This is a genomic window from Nonomuraea sp. NPDC059194, from assembly GCF_042754765.1.
Taxonomy (GTDB): domain Bacteria; phylum Actinomycetota; class Actinomycetes; order Streptosporangiales; family Streptosporangiaceae; genus Nonomuraea.
In genome coordinates, this window is sequence record NZ_JBHZBH010000072.1 from 1 (window position 1) to 22,424 (window position 22,424).

A 22,424-nucleotide genomic window follows, 5' to 3' on the forward strand; every position below is an offset into this window, starting at 1 on the left:
GGGGCGGGCGCCCACCGCGCACACTTTATCCAAATAACTCTCCCGGGGGCCCAAAAACTGGTCCTCCACCCCCCCCGCGGCCTCGCCTGCGGGCCCCCCCCCCCCCGGGGCCCCACGGCAACCCCCCTACGGCCTGGCGCCCACTCCTGTGGTGAACTCCTGCCTCAGGTGGCCGGGGGCCAGGGGCGGGGTGTCCATGCCCTCGCCGCCGGCCAGCCCTTCGAGCATCTCGCGCATCGCCTGCGTCGCGCCGTACGCCGGCTCCCAGCGCAGCTCGGTGCGCGCGCGGGTGGTGTCGAGGATGGGCAGGTTGAGCGCCATCTCCAGCAGCCCGGGAGAGGCGGGGATGAGGCGCGCGTGCCAGCCTGCCGCGACCGCGCTCCTGGCCAGCCACGGCGACAGCGGCACGAGACGGGCGCCGAACAGGCCCGCCAGTTCGGCGGGGCCGAGGACGGGGTCGGCCGCGAGGTTGAACGCGCCCGACACGTCGGAGACGATGGCGCGCCGGTAGGCCTGGGCGGCGTCGGAGGCGTGCAGGGCCTGCACCCGCAGTCCGGGGATGTCAGGGATGAGCGGCATGCGGCGCATCATCCTGCCGGGCACGAAGGGCCCGCCGAACAGTCTGCGCTGCTCGCTGGCCGCCTCCCTCTTGAAGATGAACGCCGGCCGCATCCTGACGACCCTGGTGTCCGGGTGGTCGCGCTCGAACACGTCGAGGACGCGCTCGACGTAGGCCTTCTCCCTGCCGTAGGCGGCGCGCGGCCAGCCGTGGGTGGGCCAGGACTCGTCGACGGCGCGGTCCTTCGGTCCGGGCGAGTAGGCGCCGACGGAGGAGGCGTGGACCAGGACGGGCACCCTGGCCTGGGCGACGGAGCGGAAGACGGCCATGCTGCCGAGCACGTTGGCGCGCCAGGTGATGGCGGGGTCGCGGGTCGGCTGGAACAGCCAGGCCAGGTGCACGACGGCCCCGGCCCCCTCGAACACCGAGGTGAGGTCGTCCTCGGCCACGTCGGCGGTGTGCCAGGTGGTCTTGGGTCCCGGACTCCATCGGGGGCGGCGGCGCGCGACGCCGACGATGGAGGTGACGAGGGGCTCGGCCTCGAGTGCCTCCAGGACGCTGGTTCCGACGTTGCCCGTCGCGCCGACCACGATGACTCTCATGATGCGCGACTGCCCAGGTGTGCCTGGATGAAACCGGCGTTAGATTGGCAGGGTGATCACCGTCGACGACGTGCGCGATCTGGCCGCGCGGCTGCCCCGCTCCTCCGAGCACCTGATCCGCGACCGGGTGAAGTTCCGCGTGGGCAAGATCGTCTACGTCACCTTCTCCAGGGACGAGACGACGATGGGGTTCGGCTTTCCCAAGGAGGAGCGCGCGGCGCTGGTCGCCGCCGAGCCCGCGACGTTCTTCCTGCCGCGTGAGAGCGACCTGCGCTTTCACTGGGTGGAGGCGCGCATGGCCGCCCTCGACGTGCCCGAGATGCGCGAGCTGGTGACCGAGGCGTGGCGGATGTGCGTGCCGAAGAAGGTCTACGCCGCTTACCTGGAGAGGCTGCGGTAGAGGTCGCGCGCCAGCGTCGTGGTGCGCCTGACCGAGTCGTTCCAGCCGCCGCCCGCGGGGTGGGCGGTCAGCAGCACGAAGATGAGCCGGTCATCCTTGCCGACGAGCCCCGTGGTGTGCAGGACGGGCCGGCCGAGGTCGGGTACCAGCGGCAGCCGCGCCTGGCTCTGCGGGACGACCACGGCGCCTCCGGCTCCGGCGGGTGCGCATCTGACCGGCGGGACCGTGCCGAAGCCCGACCAGCCCTGCTTGACCGCCCACGGCTTGGGCAGGCCGCGCGGGATGCCGAAGTACTGGTCGAAGCCGTCGGTGCCGCAGGGGGTCGCCCGCCGCAGGTGCCCGATGATCAGGTCACGGACCTTGGGATCGGCCCTGTCCATGAGGTAGCGGTAGGTCCTGGCCACGTCGTCGTAGGCGCTCAGCGAGGTGTAGCCCCAAAAGCCCGGCTTGGCGGCCGGTGGCGGCGTGGTGTCGGCCAGGCCGAGCTTCCTGGCCATGCGCGTGACGATCTTTCCCTTGCCGCCCCTGTCCCACAGGGCCGAGGCCGCGTCGTCGTCGCTGGAGCGCAGCATGACCTTCAGCGTGGTCAGGTCGCGTCCCGTGGGCTTGGCGGTCCGTTCGAGGAAGTCGACCGCGATCAGGATCTTGATCACCGACGCCGACCTGAACGCCCGGTGCGCCTGCCGGTGGGCGACGATCTTCCCCGCCACCCTGTCGAAGACCACGTATCCGGCCGTCGTGCCCGGGGGTACCTTCGGCGCGGCCTCGGCCTGCGCGGGCGTCCCGGTCAGCAGGGGTACGGCGGCCGCGACGGCTGCCCAGGACTTGATTCGCATCCGCACATATCTACCAGACCTTCGTTGTGCCACCACATCGCGTCCCGTCACTTTGCCCACTTTGGGGCTTGTATATGGGCATATCAGGCAATCGAGGATTTATGTCTGATACGCCATTCGGATCGTTCTTCGGAGACCCGTTCAGAGGGTTCGAGCAGCTCAGCGGCCGGATGTTCGGGGGTGGCATGGACGCATGGCCGCCCGCCCGGCCCGGCGTCCAGCGGGTCGACGTGGGCAGGCTGCTCAGCGAACCGGCCAGGGCGCTGCTGGCCCGCGCCATCGACACGGCCGCCGGCCGGGGCGCCGCCGATCTGGACGTGCTCGACCTGCTGGCCGCGGCCACCCAGGACGATCAGGCGCGCGGACTGTTGTCGGCCGCCGGAGCCGACCCCGGCAAGCTCCGCGACCGCATCGAGGCCATGGTCCCGGCGGGCGAACCGGGCGAGCCGCCCACCACGCTTTCCCCCGCCGCCAAGCGGGCCGTCCTGGACGCCCAGCGCATCTCCCGCGCTCTCGGCGCCTCCTACATCGGCCCCGAGCACCTGCTGCTCGCGCTGGCCGCCAACCCCGACTCCGCCGCCTCCCGGCTGCTGGCCGAGCAGGGCGTCTCGGCCAACGAGCTGCAAGAGGCGGCCATCGCCCAGCCCCACGACGGCGCCGCCGCCAAGAAGAGCGACACGCCCGCGCTCGACGAGTACGGCAGGGACCTGACCGAGGAGGCCAGGAAGGGCGACCTTGACCCCGTCGTCGGCCGCGAGGACGAGATCGAGCAGTCCATCGAGGTCCTCTCGCGCCGCACCAAGAACAACCCCGTGCTCATCGGCGAGCCCGGCGTCGGCAAGACCGCCATCGTCGAGGGCATCGCCCAGCGCATCGTCAACGGCAGCGTGCCCGACACGCTGAAGGACCGCCGTGTCATCGCCCTCGACCTGACCGGCATGGTGGCGGGCACCAAGTACCGGGGCGAGTTCGAGGAGCGCATCAAGAAGGTCATCGACGAGGTGCGCCAGCACTCCGACGAGATCGTGGTCTTCATCGACGAGGTCCACACCCTGGTCGGCGCGGGTGCGTCCGAGGGCGGCATGGACGCCGCCAACATCCTCAAGCCCGCCCTGGCGCGCGGCGAACTGCACGTCATCTCCGCCACCACGATCGACGAGTACCGCAAGAACATCGAGAAGGACGCCGCCCTCGAACGCCGCCTGCAACCGGTCCTGGTGCCCGAGCCGACCGTGGACGAGACGATCGAGATCCTGCGCGGCCTGCGCGACGCCTACGAGGCCCACCACCAGGTCCGCATCACCGACGAGGCACTGGACGCGGCGGCGAAGCTGTCGGACCGCTACATCGCCGACAGGTGGCTGCCCGACAAGGCCATCGACCTGATGGACCAGGCCGCCGCCAGGGTGCGGCTGCGCTCCCGCACGCCCGCCGCCGACGTGCGCGAACTGGAGGAACGGCTGGCGGCGCTGCACAGGGACAAGGACCAGGCGATCGCGGGCGACGACTTCGACAGGGCCAAGGAGGTCACCGCAGAGATAGACGCCCTGCGCCCCGAACTGGACAGCGCCCGCCGCGAGCACGACAGCGTGCCGTCCGTCACCATGGCCGACATCGCCGAGGTCGTCTCGCGCCGCACCGGCATCCCCGTCGCGCAGCTGACCGAGGAGGAGCGCGAGCGGCTGATCAAGCTGGAGCAGCACCTGCACGAGCGCGTCATCGGCCAGAACGAGGCCGTCACCGCCGTGGCCGAGGCCGTACGACGGGCCAGGGCCGGGCTGTCGGACCCGAACCGGCCGATCGGCAGCTTCCTGTTCCTCGGCCCGACGGGCGTCGGCAAGACCGAGCTGGCCAGGGCGCTGGCCGCGGCGCTGTTCGGCGGCGAGGACCACATGGTGCGCATCGACATGAGCGAGTTCGGCGAGCGCCACACCGTGGCCAGGCTGGTGGGCGCGCCGCCCGGCTACGTCGGCTACGAGGAGGCGGGGCAGCTGACCGAGGCCGTGCGCCGCCGCCCGCACACCGTGGTGCTCCTCGACGAGATCGAGAAAGCGCACCCCGACGTCATGAACCTGCTGCTGCAGATGCTCGACGACGGCAGGCTGACCGACGGGCAGGGCCGTACCGTCGACTTCACCAACACCATCGTGATCATGACGAGCAACATCGGCGCCCACCTCATCATGCAGGGCGGCGAGGACGTCAGAGAGCGCCTGATGGACCTGCTGAAGTCCACGCTCAAGCCCGAGCTGCTCAACCGCATCGACGAGGTCATCATCTTCAGCCGGCTCGAAAGCGAGCAACTGCGGCAGATCGTCGACCTGCTGCTGGAGAAGACCAGGCAGCGCCTGCGCGGTCAGGGCGTCGAGCTCACCGTCACCGAGCAGGCCAAGGACTGGCTGGCCGAGCACGGCTACCAGCCGGAGTTCGGGGCCAGGCCGCTGCGCCGCACCATCCAGCGCGAGCTGGACAACAGGCTGTCCACGCTGCTGCTGAACGGCGAGGCCAAGGAGGGCGACACCGTGGAGGTCGAGGTGTCGGACGGCGAGCTGCAGGTGCGCGTCCTCGCCGACCAGGCCGCGGAAGGGTAGCGAGCGAGCTAGGAGGGCCGCCTCCGCAGCGCCGGATCGGTCAGGGCGGGCGGCTGCCAGCCCTTGTCGCCCGCGTTGAGCGTGACGCCGGGCGGGACGATCTCGTCGATCCGGTCGAGGACGTCGTCGCTCAGCTTCACCTCGGCGGCGGTGAGCTGGCTCTCCAGGTGGTCCATCGTCCTGGGCCCGATGATGGCCGAGGTCACCGCCGGATGCCGCAGCGTGAACGCCAGCGCCAGCTCGATCAGCGTCAGCCCCGCCTCCTCGGCCAGGATGGCCAGCGCCTCGACGACCTCCAGCTTGCGCCGGTTGGCCGGCAACGCCAGGTCGTAGCGCTCGGGCAGCCGCTCGGCCCGGCTCGAACGCGGCGGCTCGGCGCCCTGCCGGTAGGCGCCGCTCAGCCACCCTCCGGCCAGCGGGCTCCAGACGATGGCGCCCATGCCGTAGCGAGACACGACGGGCAGCACGTCGGCCTCGATGCCGCGCACCAGCAGTGAGTACGGCGGCTGCTCGCACGCGAACCGCTCGAGGCCGCGCCGCTCGGCCGCCCAGTGCGCCTCGACGAGCTGGTAGGCGGGGAACGTCGAGCTGCCCAGGTAGCGGATCTTGCCCTGCCGTACCAGGTCGGTCAGCGCACCGAGGGTCTCCTCGATGTCGGTGTCGGGGTCGGGCCGGTGGATCTGGTACAGGTCGATCCAGTCGGTGCCCAGCCTGCGCAAGCTGTTCTCGACCGCCTGGAAGATCCATCGTCTGGAGTTGCCGCGCTGGTTGGGGCCCTCGCCCATCGCGCCGTGCACCTTCGTGGCCAGCACGATCTCCTCGCGCCTGCCCGACTTGGCCAGGGCGTGGCCGACGAACTCCTCCGACTGCCCGCCGGAGTAGACGTCGGCGGTGTCGATGAAGTTGACGCCCGCGTCGAGCGCGCGCCCGATGATCCTGGCCGACTCCTCCACCGACGGCTCGCCCCACGCGCCGAACATCATGGCGCCCAGGCACAGCGGGCTGACCTTGAGACCGGTCCTGCCGAGTACGCGGTATTCAGTCACCCTTCCTACAGTGCCCGAACGGCGTCGGCGATGGAGGCATCGCCACTAACCAGCTCCAACGTCCTGCCGACGGTGCCCTGCTCGTCGAGCAGCGCCACCACGACGGCGGCCACGTCGTCGCGCGGCACGGTGCCCCTGGACAGCGGCGGCGGCGCGAGCAGCACCCGTCCCCGCGCCTGCTCGTCGGTCAGGCTGCCCGGCCGCAGGATCGTCCAGTCGAGGTCGCGCCCGCGCAGGTCGGTCTCCGCGGCGGTCTTGGCCGCGATGTAGGCCGCCCACACCTCGTCGGTGCCCGCACGCGGCGGCGCGCCCGCCCCCATCGAGGAGATCTGCACGAACCTGCGCACGCCCGCCCGCTCGGCCGCCTCTGCCATGAGCACGGAGGCGGCCCTGTCGACGGTGTCCTTGCGGGCCGCCCCGCTGCCGGGGCCCGCGCCCGCGGCGAACACGACCGCGTCGGCGCCCTCCAGCACCTTGGCGACCTCGTCGACGTCCGCGCTCTCCAGGTCGCAGACGACGGCCTGCCCGCCCGTCGCCTCCACGTCGGCCCGATGGCCGGGATTGCGGACCAGCCCGACGGCCTGGTCGCCCCGCTCGGCCAGCCTCCGCTCCAGCAGGAGCGCGATCTTCCCGTGTCCACCCGCGATCACCACACGCATGCCTCCAGGTTTTCACACGGGCGATCCGTGCGTTGCGCACGGTCCTTCGATGACATCGTTCATCTGCCGCGTGCGCGGTGCCGCCGGGATTCTGAGGTCATGACAGAAACGTCCAAGATCTCCCAGTCCCCCACCCTCCTGTTCGCCAGGCACTACGGCGAGATGGTGCTCGCGATGATCGTCGGCATGGTGCTGCTGGGCCCCGTCTGGACCGCGGCCGGCCAGTGGCTCGGCCTGACCGCCGTCTTCAGCCGGACCGACGTGGGCGCCATGATCATGGCCACGAACATGACCGCCGCCATGACCGTGTGGATGCGCCATCGCGGTCACGCCTGGGCGCCCGTCGTCGAGATGGGCGCCGCCATGTACGTGCCGTTCCTGCTGCTCCTGCCGCCCTTCTGGCTGGGCGCCGTATCGGGCGGGACGGTGATGCTCGCCGGGCACGTGCTCATGCTCCCCGCCATGCTGGCGGCCATGCTGTGGCGGCGCGAGGAGTACAGCCGCGGCCACCACGAGCACGCCCACGACCGCAAGCCGTCGCACCCGCTGGCCGCCGTGCTGAAGAAGCGGTGGCCGACGTGGATCGCGCTCCTGATGACCTTCGACACCTGGATTCACCCCTTCGTTCCCCCGGCGTGGATCCTGCTGTTCCTTCCCGGCGCCTACCTCGCCATCGGCGCGTACCGCAGGACGCTCGGCAACCCACGCGTCCTCGCGCTCCAGATCGCGGGCCTGCTGGCCTACCTGGCCCTGGCCGCCATCGCGATGTCGGTCGACGAGACGACCGCCCGCTACCTCGTCGCCGGCGGCTGGCTCGTCCACTCGCTGTGGGACCTGGCCCACCACCGCGCCGACGCCGTGGTGCCCCGCGGTTACGCCGAATGGTGCGCCGTGGTCGACCTGGTCGTCGGCCTGACCGTCATCGTCCTGCTGTGACGTGCCCACAATGGACAGACGGACCACCGCGCATCTGGGGGAATAACCGCGCACCGCCAAACCGATCAGGTGAAGGGTGCGTATCCCCGTAAGAGGAGCTGACATGGATCTGGCAGACATCGGCGTCACCGGGCTGGCCACCATGGGCCGCAACCTGGCCCGCAACTTCGCCCGCCACGGCTACGCCGTCGCCGTGCACAACCGCTCGCACAGCCGTACCGAAGCGTTGGTCAAGGAGTTCGGCGGAGAGGGCACCTTCCTGCCCGCCGAGGACATGGCGACGTTCGTCGCCTCGCTGAAACGACCACGCAGGGCGATCATCATGGTGAAGGCCGGCGCGGGCACCGACGCCGTCATCGACCAGCTGGCCGACCTGATGGAGCCGGGCGACATGATCGTCGACGGCGGCAACGCCCACTTCGAGGACACCAGGCGCAGGGAGGCGGCGCTGCGCGAGCGCGGCATCCACTTCGTCGGCACCGGCATCTCCGGCGGCGAGGAGGGGGCGCTGCTCGGCCCGAGCATCATGCCCGGCGGCTCCCGCGAGTCCTACGAGGCGCTCGGCCCCATGCTGGAGGACATCTCGGCCAAGGTCGACGGCGTCCCCTGCGCCACCTACGTGGGCCCCGACGGCGCCGGCCACTTCGTGAAGATGGTGCACAACGGCATCGAGTACTCCGACATGCAGCTCATCGCGGAGGCCTATGACCTGCTGCGCCAGGCCCTCGGCGCCACCCCCGCCGAGCTGGCCCAGGTCTTCCGCGAGTGGAACGAGGGCGACCTCGAGTCCTATCTCATCGAGATCACCGCCGAGGTGCTCGACCAGGTCGACGCCGAGACCGGGCGCCCCTTCGTCGACATCGTGGTCGACCGCGCCGAGCAGAAGGGCACCGGACGCTGGACCGTGCAGAGCGCGCTGGAGCTCGGCGTGCCCGTCACCGGCATCGCCGAGGCGGTCTTCGTCCGCGCCCTGTCGGGCCACCCCGAGCAGCGCGCGGCCGCCCGCGGCCTGCAGGGCCCTTCGCTGTCGGGCGTCGCCGGCAAGGAGCTGATCGAGGACGTACGGCAGGCGCTGTACGCGTCCAAGATCGTCGCCTACGCGCAGGGCTTCGACCAGATCGCGGCGGCCGCCAAGGAGTACGGCTGGGACATCGACCTCGGCGCGATGGCCACGATCTGGCGCGGGGGCTGCATCATCAGGGCACGCTTCCTCGACCGGATCCGCGCCGCCTACGACGCCGACCCCGCCCTGCCGACGCTGCTGGCCGACGAGGGGTTCGCGAGCGCGCTGGCCGCCGCCCAGGACGCGTGGCGACGGGTGGTGATCACCGCGGTGAAGATCGGCGTGCCGACTCCGGGGTTCTCCTCCGCGCTGGCCTACTACGACGGGCTGCGCAGGGACCGGCTGCCGGCCGCCCTCGTGCAGGGGTTGCGCGACTACTTCGGCGCGCACACCTACCACCGGGTCGACAAGGAGGGCGCCTTCCACACCGACTGGTCGGGCGACCGCGCCGAGCACCCGGCCTGACCCTCGCCTTTACATTGTAGATTTCTAGCCCCGCAGCGTTGCCGCTGCGGGGCTTCAGGGGTTTTCCCCGCTTTTACCTGGCGTCCTGTAGGAGTGGAGGGGTACGAGCCCGATGTGACGGCGAGCACCGGAGTCCCGCTGGAGTGGCGTGCATGGACAGAGGGTCACCGGTGACTACGGTGGGCTTCCTGGTGCTTGCCGTACCGGATGTTGGGCGGGGACGGAAGAGGGGTGGGGTGTTATGACCAGAGTCGGACACGGCGGGGCCGTGCGTGGGCGAGCCCGTGGTCTTCGGCACGGCGAGGCGTGCCGAGGGGGAGTCGGCGCACGAGGGCCTGGGCCCCACGCTCCACAAGCGGGGCTCGATCGACGGCGGGTGCATCCGGGTCGCTTCTGGTGTGCCTTACGCCCTGCTGAGGGGCATCACGATCGCCAAGCGCAGGACGCACACGGGTGCCACCTGGCACGACTTTCCCACCATGGCCGATGTGCCGCCGGTGCCGGCCGCGGGCGATGGAGTGCGGCTGCTGCCGTACTGACAGAGCGGGGGGACCAGAGCGGGCGTGCGCCGCTCGACGGACCCGCGGACCTGGAGCCCGGACGCGCCGGCGCGGCCGCCGCCGGGCCTCGGGGCGGAGGGACCTCAGGTGGCGCCGTCTCAGGAGGACGGCCCGGTGACGGCGGCCAGGGCGCTCGACCTGCGGGACGGCACGTCCCCGGAGGACAGGGACGCGAGGCACCGCGCCCCTCCGGCCTACGCGACGGTGTCGACGAGCACGGACGGGGGGCTCACCTCAGCACCGAAGACCTTGGACCCCCACCTCACGGATTATTACGCTCTCGGTAGCTCATGACCGCGGGTTGACGAAGGCGGTCATCGCCCCGCGTGGCAGGGCTGGCGGCGGGGCTGGGACGGCGGTCTCCGTCAGCGCAACGCCCGAGTCGCGGTATTGGCCACGGCGGTCACCACGCAGTAGCCGATCGGCCCCATGGTGTCGTGCATGACGCACTGGCCCAGCGCGATGCCGTCGGCGCTCAGGTGACCCGACGCCTCCATGCCGAGCTCCCTGCTGCGCGGCAGGCGGCTGAGCGTGAGCGTGTAGTCGGCGTTGATGAAGTGCAGCCCCGCCGTACCGACGTTGCTGAGCGGGCTGGCGAAGTCCGCGGCGAGCGCGGCGTGCGTGAACGGCGTGACCTCCTCGCCCTCCACCAGCGGGAACGCCTCCCTGACCCACGCCCTGTGCGGTCCAGGATCGACACCCCAGGCGGTGAGCTGCCACAGATCGAACGGCAGCCGCAGCCCCTGGGTCACCGGAGGGCCGTCGGGCACGGGCGCGTCCCACTGCTTGGTGGGGAGCGTCTCGCCAGGCGGCTGCTCGCCCTCCCGCAGCAGCACCGCGCTGGCCCGCGCGACCGGGCCCTGCGCGGTGGAGAGCACGGCGTCGGCGACCCTGATCCTGCGGCCTTCCCTGACCTTGACCGTCTCGACCGCGATGGGTAGCAACGGGGTGTTGCGGAACAAGTCAACCGTCAACCTGGCGAAGCGCAGCCCCTCCTCGCCGTGCTCTGCCTCCAGCGCCCTGGCCGCGAGTCCGCCGAGGAGCCGTCCGTGCAGCATGTCGGTCGCCCACGGGCTGTGCGCGTGCGGGGCGGGGACGAACTCGCCCTGGGTGAGGGCGAAGAACGCCCCGTTGTTATCCACAGAATCGGATTCTAAAACGCCGGGGCGCGCGCCGGTGGCGACAATCTAGATATGCGATTCGGCGTGCTCGGCTCCACGGAGGTGGCCGGCGTCCCCGTGCGGGGTGCCAGGCTCAGCGGCCTGCTCGTCCTCCTGGCCCTGGAGGCGGGGCGGGTCGTGTCGGTCGAGCGGCTGATCAACGACATCTACGGGCCCTCGGGCACGGTCAACGCGCTGCAGTCACAGGTGTCGCGCCTGCGCGGCCTGGTCGGCGTGCCGCTGGAGCTGGGTCCCGGGGGCTACCGGCTGGTAGTGGAGCCGCTGCAGATCGACGCCCATCTGTTCGCCCGGCTGGTCGCCGACGCCAGGCGGGCGCCCGCGGCCGGTGAGCGCTCGCGACTGCTGCGGGAGGCGCTCGGGCTGTGGCGCGGTCCCGCGCTGGCCGACGTGCTGGGCTTGCCGTTCGCCGAGGGCGAGGCGGCCAGGCTGGAGGAGCTACGGCTCGGCGCGCTGGAGGACCGGGTGGAGGCCGACCTGATCGACGGTACGGCTCCCGCGGGCGAGCTGGTGGCCGAGCTGGGCGAGCTGGTCATGCGGCACCCGCTGCGCGAACGACTGCGCGGCCAGCACATGCGGGCCCTGGCGGGGGCGGGGCGCCGGGCCGAGGCGCTGGAGGCGTTCGAGGGGGCGCGCAGGACACTGGCCGAGGAGCTGGGCGTCGACCCCTCCCCCGAGCTGGCCGAGCTGCACCTGCGCCTGCTGTCATCCGCGCCTGATGTATCCACGTCCGGCGCACCTGTGTCCGGTGCGTCTGCTACCGAGATGCCCGTTTCCGCGACACCCGCGTCCGGCTCTGCCGCGTCCGGTGCGCCCATCTCAGCCGCTCTCATGTCCGATGCGGCCTCGTCCGGCGGGCCGACGTCCGAGGTGCAGGCATCCGGTTCGCAGGCGTTTGGTGGGCCTGTTGAGCCCGCCTCCGCGGGAGCCGTGTTGCGGCCGCGGGGGCCGAGGCGGCAGCCGACGAGCTTCGTCGGCCGTGAGGAGGAGGTGCGCCTGATCCGGGAACTGCTCGCAGAGGGCCGCCTGCTGACGCTCGCGGGTCCCGGCGGCGCGGGCAAGACCAGGCTCGCGGTCGAGGCGGCCGGACACCTCGGCGAGGTGTGCTTCGTCGAACTGGCCCCGCTCGGCCCCGACTCCGACGTCGCCCTCGCCGTACTCACCGCGCTCGGGCTCCCGCAGGCACAAACGGAGCCGCCGGGCCCGCTGCCCCGCCCGCAGGTCCCCAACGAACCGCCGGGCCCGCAGGCCCACCCGGAGCCGCCGAGCCCGCGGCTCTTCCCCCAGGACCGGGCGCCCGCCGACGCGTTGGTGGCGGCGCTCGCCGGCCACTCCTTCACGCTGGTCCTCGACAACTGCGAGCACGTCGTCGAGACCGCCGCCCTGCTGGCCGACCGGATCCTCGCCGAGTGCCCGCGGGTGCGCCTGCTCGCCACCTCCCGAGAGCCTTTCAACATCCCGGGCGAGCAGGTCCTGCCGGTCCCGCCGCTGCCCCGCCCGCTGCTCGACCTGTCGCTGGCCGAGGCGCGCGAGCATCCGGCGGTGCGGTTGCTGGCCGACAGGGCGTCCGCCGTACGCCACGGGTTCGCCGTCACCGAGGCCAACCTCGACGCCGTGCTGCGCATCTGCCGCGCCCTCGATGGCCTGCCCCTGGCGATCGAGCTGGCGGCGGCACGGCTGCGCGCGCTCACGCCCGAGTTCGTGGCCGCCCGGCTCGACGACCGGTTCCGGTTGCTGACCGGCGGCAGCCGTACCGCGTCGCAGCGTCATCGCACGCTGCGTGATGTGGTCGCCTGGAGCTGGGACCTGCTCGATCCCGCGGAGCGCGAGCTCGCCGGCCGGCTCTCGGTGTTCGCCTCCGGGGCCACGGCGTCCGCCGCCGAACGCGTCTGCGGCGGCGACCTCAACCTGCTGACGGCGCTGGCCGACAAGTCGATCCTCCAGGCCGACGACGGGCGTTTCAGGATGTTGGAGACGGTCCGCGCCTTCTGCGCCGAGCGGCTGGCCGAGTCCGGCGAGCAGGAGCGGGTACGGCTGGCCCACGCCGAGTGGTTCGCCGCCATGGCCTCCGCGGCCGAGCCGCAGTTGAGAGGGCCCGGCCAGCTGCGCTGCCTGGCCGAGCTGGGGGCCGAACACGACAACCTGCGCACCGCGCTCCGCTTCGCGATCGACACCCGCAGGATCGAGTTGGCGTTGCGGCTGGTGGCCGACCTGTGGATGTACTGGTGGCTGCGCGGGATCAGACACGAGGGCGCCGCGGCGTCGGTGGAGGTGCTCGACCTGGTGGGTCCCGAGCCGCCGCCGAGCCTGGTCGAGGAGTACATCGTCTGCGCACTGCAGCTGGCCGCGGGTGGGAGGCCGGTGCACCAGGATCTGCGCGACCTGCTCGCCCATGCCGAACACCTGGCCAACGGGCTGGTGGGCCCGCCGCGCAATCCGCTCGTCGCCATGGTCAGGCCGTACCCGTCGATCGCCGAAGGCGACTACACGACGCTGCTGCCCGCGCTGCTGGCGGCCACCACCGACTCCGACCCGTGGACCAGGGCGTTCGCCAGGCTGCTCGTCGGCTACCTGCACCTCGGCGCGGGCGAGGTCGACGCGGGCGAGCGCGAGCTGCGCCAGGCACTCGACACCTTCCGCGTGGCGGGCGACCGGTGGGGCGTGGGCCAGGCGATGCTGCAGTTGTCGGAGCTGTCCGGCTGGCGAGGCGACCACGCGGCGGCGATCGCGATGGCTGAGGAGGCGCTGGAGGTGATCGCGCCCTTCGGCGCCGCCGAGGACACCGCACTGGTGCTCTCGCGCAGGGGCGCGGAGCTGGCGCGCGCGGGCGACCTGATGGCCGCCCGCGTTGAGCTGGAGCGGGCCGCCGCGCTGGTGGAGCGCCTGCCCGGCTCGGAGGCGGCGGCCATCGCCACCTACGGTCTCGCGGAGCTCGCGCGACTGACCGGCGACGCCACGCGGGCCGCCGCGCTTTACGCGACGGCGCTCGAGGACTGCTCCGGCCACTGGCTGGGCGCCAGCGAGACACGCGGGCGAATCCTCATCGGGATGGGACGCCTGAACGGGTCGGGTGCCACGTTGCGCGAGGCCCACGACCTGCTCGTGAAGGTGCTCGATCTACCGGGGGCGTCGGGGGCGGTGGAGGCGATGGCCGAGCTGACCCTGCGTGAAGGGGCGGCGGCGCGGGCGGCGTACCTGCTGGGGGCCGCGGAGTCGCTGCGCGGCGTCGCACTGCCTGACGGGCCCGACGTGGCCCGGACCGCCGGTGACGCGCGCAGGGCGCTGGGCGCCGAGGCCTTCGACCGGTCCTACCGGCGGGGCCGCGAAACCCCTCGCGACCAGATCGCCGAGTCCCTCCCGTACTAGCCGCCGAGCACAACGACTCGCCTCTCACCCACCATGCCCGGTGCTTTCAGTCCAGCCCCCTCGGGCGAACCCTCCGCATGCCCCGACATCCGCCCCTTCCGGTCTGAGGACACGGTCAGCACCAGCGTCCGGCCTCGATCGTGAACACGATGCTCTCGCCGCCGTGACGCCCGATCGACGCCTCCAAGCGTCCACCGCCCGCCGAGCCGTTCCGCACGGGCACGTGCACGCCCTCGGCTCCTGTTCCGCGGGATCGGGGACCTGCCGTTCGCAGGAAGGCGTGCGCGCAGGTGCGGGCCGCGTGCGAGCTCGTGCGTACGGCGTGCGGGCCGCGTGCGCACCCCGGTCCATCGTTGACGGCATGAATCCCTTGAGCAGGACAAGACGCTGGGCGGCATTGGCCACCCTGTGCCTGGCCGTCTCGCTGATCGTGATCGACGGCACCGTGCTGCACCTGGCCATCCCGAGCCTGACCGAGGCGCTGCGCCCGTCCAGCACCCAGGTCCTCTGGATCGCCGACATCTACGGGTTCGTGCTCGGCGGCCTGCTGATCACGGCGGGCAACGCGGGCGACAGATTCGGCAGGAAGCGCGTCCTGCTGGCCGGCGTGACCGCCTTCGGCCTGGCCTCGCTCGCCACCGCCTACGCGCCCAACCCCGAGCTGCTCATCGTGGCCAGGGCGGTCCTCGGCGTGGCGGGGGCCACGATCATGCCGTCCACGCTGTCCATCATCCGCAACATCTTCACCGACCCGCGCGAGCGTACGACCGCGATCGGCCTGTGGAGCGCGGTCACCACGGCGGGCGCCGCCGCGGGCCCGCTGCTGGGCGGTCTGCTGCTGGACACCTTCTGGTGGGGCTCGGTCTTCCTGATCAACGTCCCCGTGATGGCGGTGGTCCTGATCGTGGCGGCCATCACGCTGCCCGAATCGCGCAACCCCGATCCCGGCCCGATGGACGTGCCGAGCGTGCTGCTGTCGATCGTCGGCGTGATCGGCGTCATCTACGCCGTCAAGGAGGCCGCCCACACCGGCCTCGTCCAGACCGGAGTGCTGGCCGCCGCCGTCGTGGGGCTGGTCGCGCTGACGGCTTTCTGGAGGCGGCAGACCAGGCTCACCCATCCGCTCATCGACGTGCGGCTGTTCAGGCGAAGAGCTTTCTCTGGCGCGGTCGGCGGCGACATGATCGCGGTGTTCGCGCTGGTCGGCACGCTGTTCTTCCTCTCCCTCCACATGCAGTTCGTGCTCGGCTGGACACCGTTGCAGGCCGGGCTCGCGCAGCTGCCCGCGATGGCCGCGTCCACGGTCGCCGCGCTGGTCGCGGGCAGACTGGCCGTGGCCTGGACCAGGGCCGTGGTGATCTCGCTCGGGCTCGGCCTGTCAGCGGCGGGTCTCGCCGTGCTGGTGATGCTGCCCGTCGAGTCCGGCTACCCGGTGGTGCTCGGCTCGCTGCTGCTCATCGGCGTCGGCGCGGGGCTGTCGTTCACGGTCACCGCCGACACCGTGATCGCCACGGTGCCCAAGGAGCGGGCCGGGTCCGCGTCCGCGATCGCCGAGACGGCGTACGAGCTCGGTGCGGCCCTGGGCATCGCGCTCCTCGGCAGCCTGCTCGGCGGCCTCTACCGCCAGACGCTCCGTCTGCCCGGCGGCCTGCCCGACGAGGCAGCGGAGGCGGCGCGCGACTCGATCGGAACGGCGCTGCAGGCGGCGGCCGAGCTTCCGGCACAGCTCGCCGAACCGGTAGTCGCGGCGGCGTCCCAGGCGTTCGTGCACGCCGTCCAGATCACCTCCCTGATCGGCGGCGGCCTGGTGGCGGTCGTGGCGGTGCTGGCCCTGTTCACGCTGCGCGGCCTGCCCACCGTCGTCGACGAGCACTCACTCGACTCCGGGGTACCACTCCACACACGACAAGGAGCTGACCGATGAGAGCGATTCCCACTGACAGGGGCACCTGCCCGTTCGACCCTCCCGCCGGCATGGCCGACGAGCCGCTCAGCAAGGTACGGCTGGCCAACGGTGACCAGGTCTGGCTGGTGGCCAGGCACGACCTGGTCCGGCAGGTGCTGGCCGACACGCGTTTCAGCTCGGAGATCGACGGAGGCTTCCTGGGTGCGCCGCTTCGGGCCGTAGAGCCGGATCCGGGAATGTTCATCCAGATGGATCCGCCGAGGCACACGAGGCTGCGACGCCTGATGACCGGACGGTTCACCGTCCAGCGGATGAACAGGCTGCGCCCGCGCGTCGAACAGATCGTCACCGACACCCTCGACGCGCTGGAACAGCGGCCTCGTCCGGCCGACCTGGTGGAGGAGTTCGCGCTGCCGATCCCCTCGCTGGTGATCTGCGAGCTGTTGGGCGTGCCGTACGCGGAACGAGAGGAGTTCCAGCACGCCAGCGCCAAGATCCTGAGCCTCACCACCACGGTGGAGGAGCAGGAGGCCACGCTGATCAGGCTCGCCGGCTACCTCGCCGAGCTCATCGCCCGCAAGCGCGCCGAGCCGGGCGAGGGACTGCTCGACGACCTGCTCGACACCGACCTGACCGACGACGAGCTGATCGGCGTCGCGGTACTGATGCTGATCGCCGGCCACGAGACCACCGCCAACATGCTGAGCCTGGGCACCTTGCTGCTTCTGCACCATCCCGAACAGCTCGCCCTCGTACGGCAGAGCCCCGAGGCGGCCAAGACCGCGGTGGACGAGCTGCTGCGCTACCTGTCGATCGTCGACGTCGGCATGTACCGGCGCGCCGGCACCGACCTGGAGCTGAACGGCCAGGTGATCCCCGAGGGCGACTTCGTCACCTGTTCGCTCGCCTCCGCCAACCGCGACCCTGCGCTGCTCGACCGGCCCGACGAGCTGCGGGTGACCAGGCCGAAGACCCCTCACGTGGCGTTCGGCTTCGGCCCTCACCAGTGCATAGGCCAGAACCTCGCCCGGATGGAGATGGAGATCGCCTACCCGGCGCTGTTCCGCCGGCTGCCCGGCCTGCGTCTGGCCGTGCCGCTGGAGAAGGTCCCGTTCAAGAACGACATGGCGATCTACGGCGTCCACAGACTGGAGGTGGAGTGGTGATCACGGTGGACCGCGAACGGTGCGCCTCTTCCGGACAGTGCGTGCTGTCCGCGCCGGAGGTGTTCACCCAGGACGAGGAGGACGGCCGCGTGGTGCTTCTCGACGAGACGGCCTCAGGCCCCGAGGTACGGCGTGCGGTAACCGGCTGCCCGACCCAGGCGATCAGATCGGACTGACCCCGCTGACCCCGCTGACCCCACTGACCACGTTGACCGTGTTCCCGGCCCGAGTCGAAGATCGGGCCGGGAGCGCCAATCGGCCTCGGTACCTGGGCGTTTCGATGGCGGCCATCACCGCGGCGATCCCGATCGCGAGACGACGCAGAGCATCCCCGAAACAGGGGCCGTCACGGATGACGGCCTCACGAAGGCTCTGCCCGTCGACGACGCGCTGACGGCATACGACCGCGCCCCCTCCGGATCGGCGTCGAGGATGCGTGCCGGACAAAACGGCGCCACCCGACGTGAGGACCACATGCGTGTGCGGCGCGTAGCCGTAACGCGAGGACCACATGGGTGTGCCGCGCGTAGCCGGATGCTGCGGCCTCTGCTGAAAGCAGGGATGCGGTTCCCGCAGCGGCCACATGGGCCGCGTTGACCGCATGTCCCGCTGAAACCGGTGGTGCACCTGCCGACACCAGAGCCGTCGGCGGCAATGAAGGGGACCGAACAGCGACAGACACTCCTGTCTCCGCGGCTTTCGTGCTGTCCACGAACCTTCGCCGGGTCGGTGGGGATCGTCAACCTCGGCACTCCCCAAGCCCGGAGTCGGTGCGGGTTAGTGGATACCGCAGCAGGGGCTATCCGGACCCCGCTGTGCCGTCGCGGGGCCGGAACCCTTGGCTCACGAGGCGATGCAGAACAGGTGACCCTCGGGGTCGGCCAGCACCACCCAGTCGCCGCCGCCCGGCTGGAAGTCCGGCTTGGTCGCGCCCAGGTCGAGCAGTTCCTTCTGGGCCGCGTCGAGGTCGGCGACTTTGAGATCGAGGTGCAGCTGCTTGGTGCCGCCCGGCCATGCGGGTGCCTGGTAGTCCTCGGTCCGCTGGAAGGCCAGCTGGCGGCCGCCCGCGTCCAGGGAGGCGTAGTCGTCATCGCTGTGAGTGATCTGGCCGCCCAGCACGGTGCGGTAGAACTCGGCCAGCGCGGCGGGGCGGACGGCGTCGAAGACGATGGTGGAGATTTCCGCGAGCGCGGCGGTGTTCGTTGTCATGCGTCCAGGCTGCCCGCCGCCTCGGCACCGGGTCTTGAACATTCTTGCGCACCGATCCAGTGGTCGGCCTTACGCTGACATAACCTGATGCCCTCTCCGGCGCCGCGCTTCGCCCTGCCGCATCGAGCCACGGATCTTGTCGCGTCAAACCACGGATTCCGCGACCCGGCAATCTCCGCTTCCGCTCTGTCGCATCTGTCCACCAGGTCATCTCTCGCTCCCCCTGCGATCGCGGCCCCGCATCTCCGCCAATTCCGCTCACCGCCACCTCATCTCCACGCCATGTGGCGCCCGCCCACCTCCAACCTCCTCCTGCCACCGCCAACTCGCAGCCCGCCGGCTACCCAGCGCCACCTGTCACCAGCCCGCCTGCGCTCCCACCGCAACTCACAGCGCCGTCCCCCGATGCCACCTACCGCCGGCTCACCCCAAGGCCACAGCACCAGCCCACCTCCAATCCGAGTCCGCCGTTTCCCCCAGCACCACCCCGCCGTCCCCAACGCCACCCACCGCCAGCTCACCCCTTGGCCTCGCTCTACGACCGCCCGCGCGCAGTTCCCCCGATTTCACGCATTCGCCAGCGTCTCCAATTCCGCCGCCCTCCTAGCGCCAGCGCCAGGTCTCCGCTCCTCACGCGTTCCGGGGCGTGCCGCGCAGGTCGCCCCCCCCTGCTGCGGACCCCGGAATTGTCGGTGGCGCGGCGTAGCGTTCGCATCATGCGTTCCAACCGTCGTCTCGGCACCGGGCCTGGCTTCACCGTCGATGCCGTGACCTGTGCTGACGACCATCGGGGTTGGTCGCAGACCGAGGTGAGCGATGACTACCGGCTGGTGCTCGTCCGCAGTGGCCGGTTCGGGCGGATGACCGACGGTGTCGCCGGGCTGGTGGATCCGACGATGGCCTATTGGGGCGTGCCCGGGGAGGAGGAGCGGTTCGCGCACCCGTCGGGAGGCGACGTGTGCACCGCGCTCAGCTTGTCACCCGCGCTCTGGCGTTCCCTGACCGGCGGCAGGCCCACCCGAATCCGCCCGACCGTCTACGTGGATGCCAAGGTCGAGCTGGCGCACCGCGCCTTTCTCCGCGCGGCCAAGGGCGGCGATGCGGGGTTCGCCCTCGCGGAGAGTCTGATGGGGTTGCTCGGGTCCGTTCTCCGACAGGCGTTCCACACCGCCGATGGGGACGCCGCGGCTCAGGTCATGGCCCCGCCCCGGTCGTCGCAGGTCAGGGGGCGGCTCGTCTCGGCGGCGAGGGAGGCGATCATTTCGGACCATCCCGCTGCCGAGGGGCTCCTGTCGCTGGCCCAGTTGCTCGACGTCTCGCCGTACCAGCTGAGCAGGGCCTTCACCAGGGAGATGGGCGTCTCACTCACGCACTACCGCAACCGGGTGCGGGTCGGCCGGGCGCTCGAACGCCTGGAAGCAGGGGCGGCGAGCCTGGCAGAGCTTGCCGTGGAGCTGGGGTTCGCCGACCAGGCGCACCTGACCCGCACGGTGCGCGGTCATCTCGGTCATACGCCTACGGCGCTGCGGCGTCTTCTGTCTGGAAGGTCCGCCGATGGACGTTGATGAGACCGCTGTCGTCGCCGCGCCGATCGAGCGGGTATGGCGGGCTTTCGCCGACCACGCCGATCGGGCCGAGTGGTGGGACTACCTGTTCCTGGAACCGGTGGCAGGCGGCTCGTTGGAGGAGCGCTGGACCGACGAGCATGGCGACCCAGTGATGACCCGCGGGTTCGTGACGCGGGCCGTAGCTCCGGAGGTGCTGGCGTTCACCTGGTTCGACGACGGGCAGGCGGCTTCGACCGACGTCGAGATCGTTCTGACGACTCGTGGAGCTGATACGGAGGTCCGGATCAGGGAGACGGGCTGGGACCGCCTGCCTGATGGGGCTGCGATGGCAACCGACCATCGGGCGGGATGGCGGGTGCATCTGGCCAACCTCTGCCGGCATGTCGAGTCATGACCCGAAGCCGAGGAGCGCAAACGGCGGCAGCGCGAGATGACCGTGGGTCGGGCGGGATGATGGGTGCATCTGACCCAACTCTGTCGGCATGTGGCGCCATGACCGGAAGCCGAGGAGCTGCCAGCGCCGGCAACGCGAAGTGGGCGTCGATCGGGCGGGATGGCGTGTGCATCTGGCCAACCTCTGCCGGCATGTGGCGCCATGACCGGAAGCCGAGGAGCCGCCAACGGGGCAACGGGAGATGAGCGTGGGTCGACGTCGCCAGATGACGGCGCGACTGCTGGAGGCCGGGGTCGCCTCGGTGTGCTTCTTGGGGTCGTCAAAAGCAGCGACAAAGCTTTCCACGCCGAGGCGATGGGGAGGAGCTCAACTGGCTGACCCGTTGGCGGCGGCAGTTTCGGGACTACGAAACGTAGCACCACCCATGCCGAAACCATCGCCAAGATTGCTGCGCGCCTCGCCGGATACCGAACCCGCTACCGACCATCCGCCCGCAGCGGCCTGACACCAACCGCTGTCTCTCAGGCACCCGAAACGCTCTCGGTCGGGATCTTCGCCGTTGTGGTGGGTCGGTACCGGACGTTAACGACCGACGTAGGGTCGCCGTCGCCGACCCGGTGGAGGCGGATCGGCACACTGCCGGGGTTGTCGTACAGCCGGATGCCCTCACCGAGCAGGACCGGTGCGATGTGCAGGTCGATCTCGTCGATCAGTCCAAGTTCGAGAAGCTGACGGCCGATGGTCGGCGAGAACACCTCGAGGTTCTTGCCGCCGGCCGCCTCCAGTCCGATCCGCACCGCCTCGGCCGGGCCGCAGTTCAGGAACGTGACCCCGTCGGCGGGCGTCGCGTCCTCGGGGTGGTGGGTGAGCACGAAGATCGGTCCGTTCCAGGCACCGCCGTACACGCTGCTGGGGTCCGGGAAGTGGTCCCAACCGTTTCGACCCCCCAGCACGGCGCCCGTGGTCTTGACGTACTCCTCGGCCAGGCCGGGACGGGACGAAACACCGGTCACCCAGTCCATCTCGTGGTTCGGCCCAGCCACGAATCCGTCCAGTGACATGGTGAAGTGCCAGAGCACCTTTCCGCCCGCGGTCTGCGGCTCCGGGTCGCTCATTCGCTGCCTCCTGCTATCTGCTTGCGGATTGCAATCGGTGCTTCGACGCTAGCCACTCCGGTGGTAGATTGCAACCGGATCGGGGGGGTGAGGTGCGAGTTGGTAGGGGCGGCGCGTTCGGGTTGTCCGATCAATGCTGCGGTCGAGGCGTTCGGCGACAGCTGGAGCCTGCTTGTGCTGCGGGACGTGATGTTCGGGGGGCGGCGCTACTTCAGGGAACTGCTCGCCGGTTCGGAAGAGGGGATCGCCTCCAACATCCTGGCCGACCGGCTGAAGCGGCTGGTCAACGCCGGTCTGCTGACCCGTGAGGACGCGGGGCCGGGACGGCGGGCCGCCTACAGTCTGACCGAGGCGTCGATTCAGCTGGTGCCGGTCTTCGCCCAGCTCGGTGAGTGGGGTCTGCACCACCGCCCGACGACGAGGCGGCTACGGGTACGAGCGGAACTCCTCGCGGCCGGGGGGCCGGAGTTGTGGCGTGAGTTCATGGCCGAGCTGCGGACCATCCATCTCGGCGAACCGGCGCCGGAACGGGACGGTCCGAGCGTCATGGAGCGCTTGGCCAACGCCTACGCCGCCGCGCTCTGACGCGTCCTGTGTGGGCCTTCCTGGTTTCCACGGATCCGGGTCGGTCGATGCGCTGGCCATCTTGTCCTCCGTGGGCTTCGTCAAGACAGCGGTGATCGGGCTGGCTTTGTCCTCTGTGGACTTCGTCTAGATGAATGAGTCCAAGGCATAGCTGCGGAGATAGGGCGAGGGCGCCCATCCTCAGTGTGTGACGACCGAACTGGACACCCTCGCAACCGCA

The 22,424-nt window shown here is 71.0% G+C and carries 19 protein-coding genes; 12 read left to right on the forward strand and 7 right to left on the reverse strand.

The window, feature by feature from the left end; all coding sequences use genetic code 11:
* Positions 1–126: 126 nt before the first annotated feature.
* Positions 127–1,161, reverse strand: a complete 1,035-nt coding sequence (locus ACFXJ8_RS42480) for an NAD-dependent epimerase/dehydratase family protein (RefSeq protein ID WP_379651020.1) — start codon at positions 1,159–1,161, stop codon at positions 127–129.
* 52 nt (positions 1,162–1,213) lie between these two features.
* On the opposite strand from ACFXJ8_RS42480, the gene ACFXJ8_RS42485 reads away from it, so the two are divergent.
* A complete protein-coding gene (locus ACFXJ8_RS42485) occupies positions 1,214–1,561 on the forward strand; it encodes an MmcQ/YjbR family DNA-binding protein (RefSeq protein WP_379651022.1) in 348 nt (115 codons plus the stop codon).
* Here ACFXJ8_RS42485 and ACFXJ8_RS42490 read toward each other — a convergent pair.
* Positions 1,540–2,397 (reverse strand): hypothetical protein, encoded by an 858-nt coding sequence (locus ACFXJ8_RS42490; protein WP_379651024.1) that lies wholly within the window; start codon positions 2,395–2,397, stop codon positions 1,540–1,542. The genes ACFXJ8_RS42485 and ACFXJ8_RS42490 overlap by 22 nt on opposite strands.
* A 101-nt stretch (positions 2,398–2,498) precedes the next feature.
* Between ACFXJ8_RS42490 and ACFXJ8_RS42495 the strand changes: the two genes are divergently transcribed.
* Positions 2,499–4,988 carry an ATP-dependent Clp protease ATP-binding subunit gene (locus ACFXJ8_RS42495; RefSeq protein ID WP_379651026.1) on the forward strand — a complete coding sequence of 830 codons (2,490 nt, stop codon included), beginning with the start codon at positions 2,499–2,501 and terminating at the stop codon, positions 4,986–4,988.
* Between the two features lie 8 nt (positions 4,989–4,996).
* On the opposite strand, the gene ACFXJ8_RS42500 is transcribed toward ACFXJ8_RS42495, so the two are convergent.
* A complete protein-coding gene (locus ACFXJ8_RS42500) occupies positions 4,997–6,034 on the reverse strand; it encodes an aldo/keto reductase (RefSeq protein WP_379651027.1) in 1,038 nt (345 codons plus the stop codon).
* 5 nt (positions 6,035–6,039) lie between these two features.
* Positions 6,040–6,693, reverse strand: a complete 654-nt coding sequence (locus ACFXJ8_RS42505; RefSeq protein WP_379651029.1) for an NAD(P)H-binding protein — start codon at positions 6,691–6,693, stop codon at positions 6,040–6,042.
* A gap of 99 nt (positions 6,694–6,792) precedes the next feature.
* Here ACFXJ8_RS42505 and ACFXJ8_RS42510 point away from each other — a divergent pair, with 99 nt between their 5' ends.
* The 3 genes from ACFXJ8_RS42510 to ACFXJ8_RS42520 all read left to right on the forward strand — a co-directional run bounded on the left by ACFXJ8_RS42510 (position 6,793) and on the right by ACFXJ8_RS42520 (position 9,696).
* The gene (locus tag ACFXJ8_RS42510) at positions 6,793–7,629 is read left to right on the forward strand and encodes a hypothetical protein (RefSeq protein WP_379651031.1); all 837 of its coding nucleotides are present in this window, start codon (positions 6,793–6,795) and stop codon (positions 7,627–7,629) included.
* A 103-nt stretch (positions 7,630–7,732) separates the two neighbouring features.
* The gene (gene gndA / locus ACFXJ8_RS42515; RefSeq protein WP_379651033.1) at positions 7,733–9,157 is read left to right on the forward strand and encodes an NADP-dependent phosphogluconate dehydrogenase; all 1,425 of its coding nucleotides are present in this window, start codon (positions 7,733–7,735) and stop codon (positions 9,155–9,157) included.
* A 272-nt stretch (positions 9,158–9,429) separates the two neighbouring features.
* Positions 9,430–9,696: a hypothetical protein gene (locus ACFXJ8_RS42520; RefSeq protein ID WP_379651035.1), complete on the forward strand. Its 267-nt coding sequence runs from the start codon at positions 9,430–9,432 to the stop codon at positions 9,694–9,696.
* A gap of 386 nt (positions 9,697–10,082) precedes the next feature.
* Here the strand turns inward: ACFXJ8_RS42520 and ACFXJ8_RS42525 are convergent, their stop codons facing one another.
* Complete coding sequence (locus tag ACFXJ8_RS42525; RefSeq protein WP_379651037.1) at positions 10,083–10,859, reverse strand: acyl-CoA thioesterase domain-containing protein; 777 nt, start codon at positions 10,857–10,859, stop codon at positions 10,083–10,085.
* A gap of 51 nt (positions 10,860–10,910) precedes the next feature.
* Here ACFXJ8_RS42525 and ACFXJ8_RS42530 point away from each other — a divergent pair, with 51 nt between their 5' ends.
* The 4 genes from ACFXJ8_RS42530 to ACFXJ8_RS42545 all read left to right on the forward strand — a co-directional run bounded on the left by ACFXJ8_RS42530 (position 10,911) and on the right by ACFXJ8_RS42545 (position 17,509).
* Positions 10,911–14,261, forward strand: a complete 3,351-nt coding sequence (locus tag ACFXJ8_RS42530) for a BTAD domain-containing putative transcriptional regulator (protein WP_379651039.1) — start codon at positions 10,911–10,913, stop codon at positions 14,259–14,261.
* A gap of 361 nt (positions 14,262–14,622) precedes the next feature.
* Positions 14,623–16,185: an MFS transporter gene (locus tag ACFXJ8_RS42535; RefSeq protein ID WP_379651040.1), complete on the forward strand. Its 1,563-nt coding sequence runs from the start codon at positions 14,623–14,625 to the stop codon at positions 16,183–16,185.
* Positions 16,182–17,333, forward strand: coding sequence for a cytochrome P450 (locus tag ACFXJ8_RS42540; RefSeq protein WP_379651042.1), 1,152 nt, complete (start codon positions 16,182–16,184; stop codon positions 17,331–17,333). The genes ACFXJ8_RS42535 and ACFXJ8_RS42540 overlap by 4 nt, the downstream gene beginning before the upstream one ends.
* Positions 17,330–17,509 (forward strand): ferredoxin, encoded by a 180-nt coding sequence (locus tag ACFXJ8_RS42545; RefSeq protein ID WP_379651044.1) that lies wholly within the window; start codon positions 17,330–17,332, stop codon positions 17,507–17,509. Before ACFXJ8_RS42540 ends, ACFXJ8_RS42545 begins: the two co-directional genes overlap by 4 nt.
* A gap of 667 nt (positions 17,510–18,176) precedes the next feature.
* On the opposite strand, the gene ACFXJ8_RS42550 is transcribed toward ACFXJ8_RS42545, so the two are convergent.
* Positions 18,177–18,542, reverse strand: a complete 366-nt coding sequence (locus ACFXJ8_RS42550) for a VOC family protein (RefSeq protein ID WP_379651045.1) — start codon at positions 18,540–18,542, stop codon at positions 18,177–18,179.
* 716 nt (positions 18,543–19,258) lie between these two features.
* On the opposite strand from ACFXJ8_RS42550, the gene ACFXJ8_RS42555 reads away from it, so the two are divergent.
* Positions 19,259–20,107 carry a helix-turn-helix domain-containing protein gene (locus tag ACFXJ8_RS42555; protein WP_379651047.1) on the forward strand — a complete coding sequence of 283 codons (849 nt, stop codon included), beginning with the start codon at positions 19,259–19,261 and terminating at the stop codon, positions 20,105–20,107.
* The gene (locus tag ACFXJ8_RS42560; protein ID WP_379651049.1) at positions 20,097–20,504 is read left to right on the forward strand and encodes an SRPBCC domain-containing protein; all 408 of its coding nucleotides are present in this window, start codon (positions 20,097–20,099) and stop codon (positions 20,502–20,504) included. The genes ACFXJ8_RS42555 and ACFXJ8_RS42560 overlap by 11 nt, the downstream gene beginning before the upstream one ends.
* 521 nt (positions 20,505–21,025) lie before the next feature.
* Here the strand turns inward: ACFXJ8_RS42560 and ACFXJ8_RS42565 are convergent.
* Entirely contained in the window at positions 21,026–21,619 is a 594-nt protein-coding gene (locus ACFXJ8_RS42565) for a dihydrofolate reductase family protein (protein ID WP_379651051.1), read from the reverse strand.
* Between the two features lie 87 nt (positions 21,620–21,706).
* On the opposite strand from ACFXJ8_RS42565, the gene ACFXJ8_RS42570 reads away from it, so the two are divergent.
* A complete protein-coding gene (locus ACFXJ8_RS42570; protein ID WP_379651053.1) occupies positions 21,707–22,204 on the forward strand; it encodes a winged helix-turn-helix transcriptional regulator in 498 nt (165 codons plus the stop codon).
* The last annotated feature ends 220 nt before the right edge of the window (positions 22,205–22,424 follow it).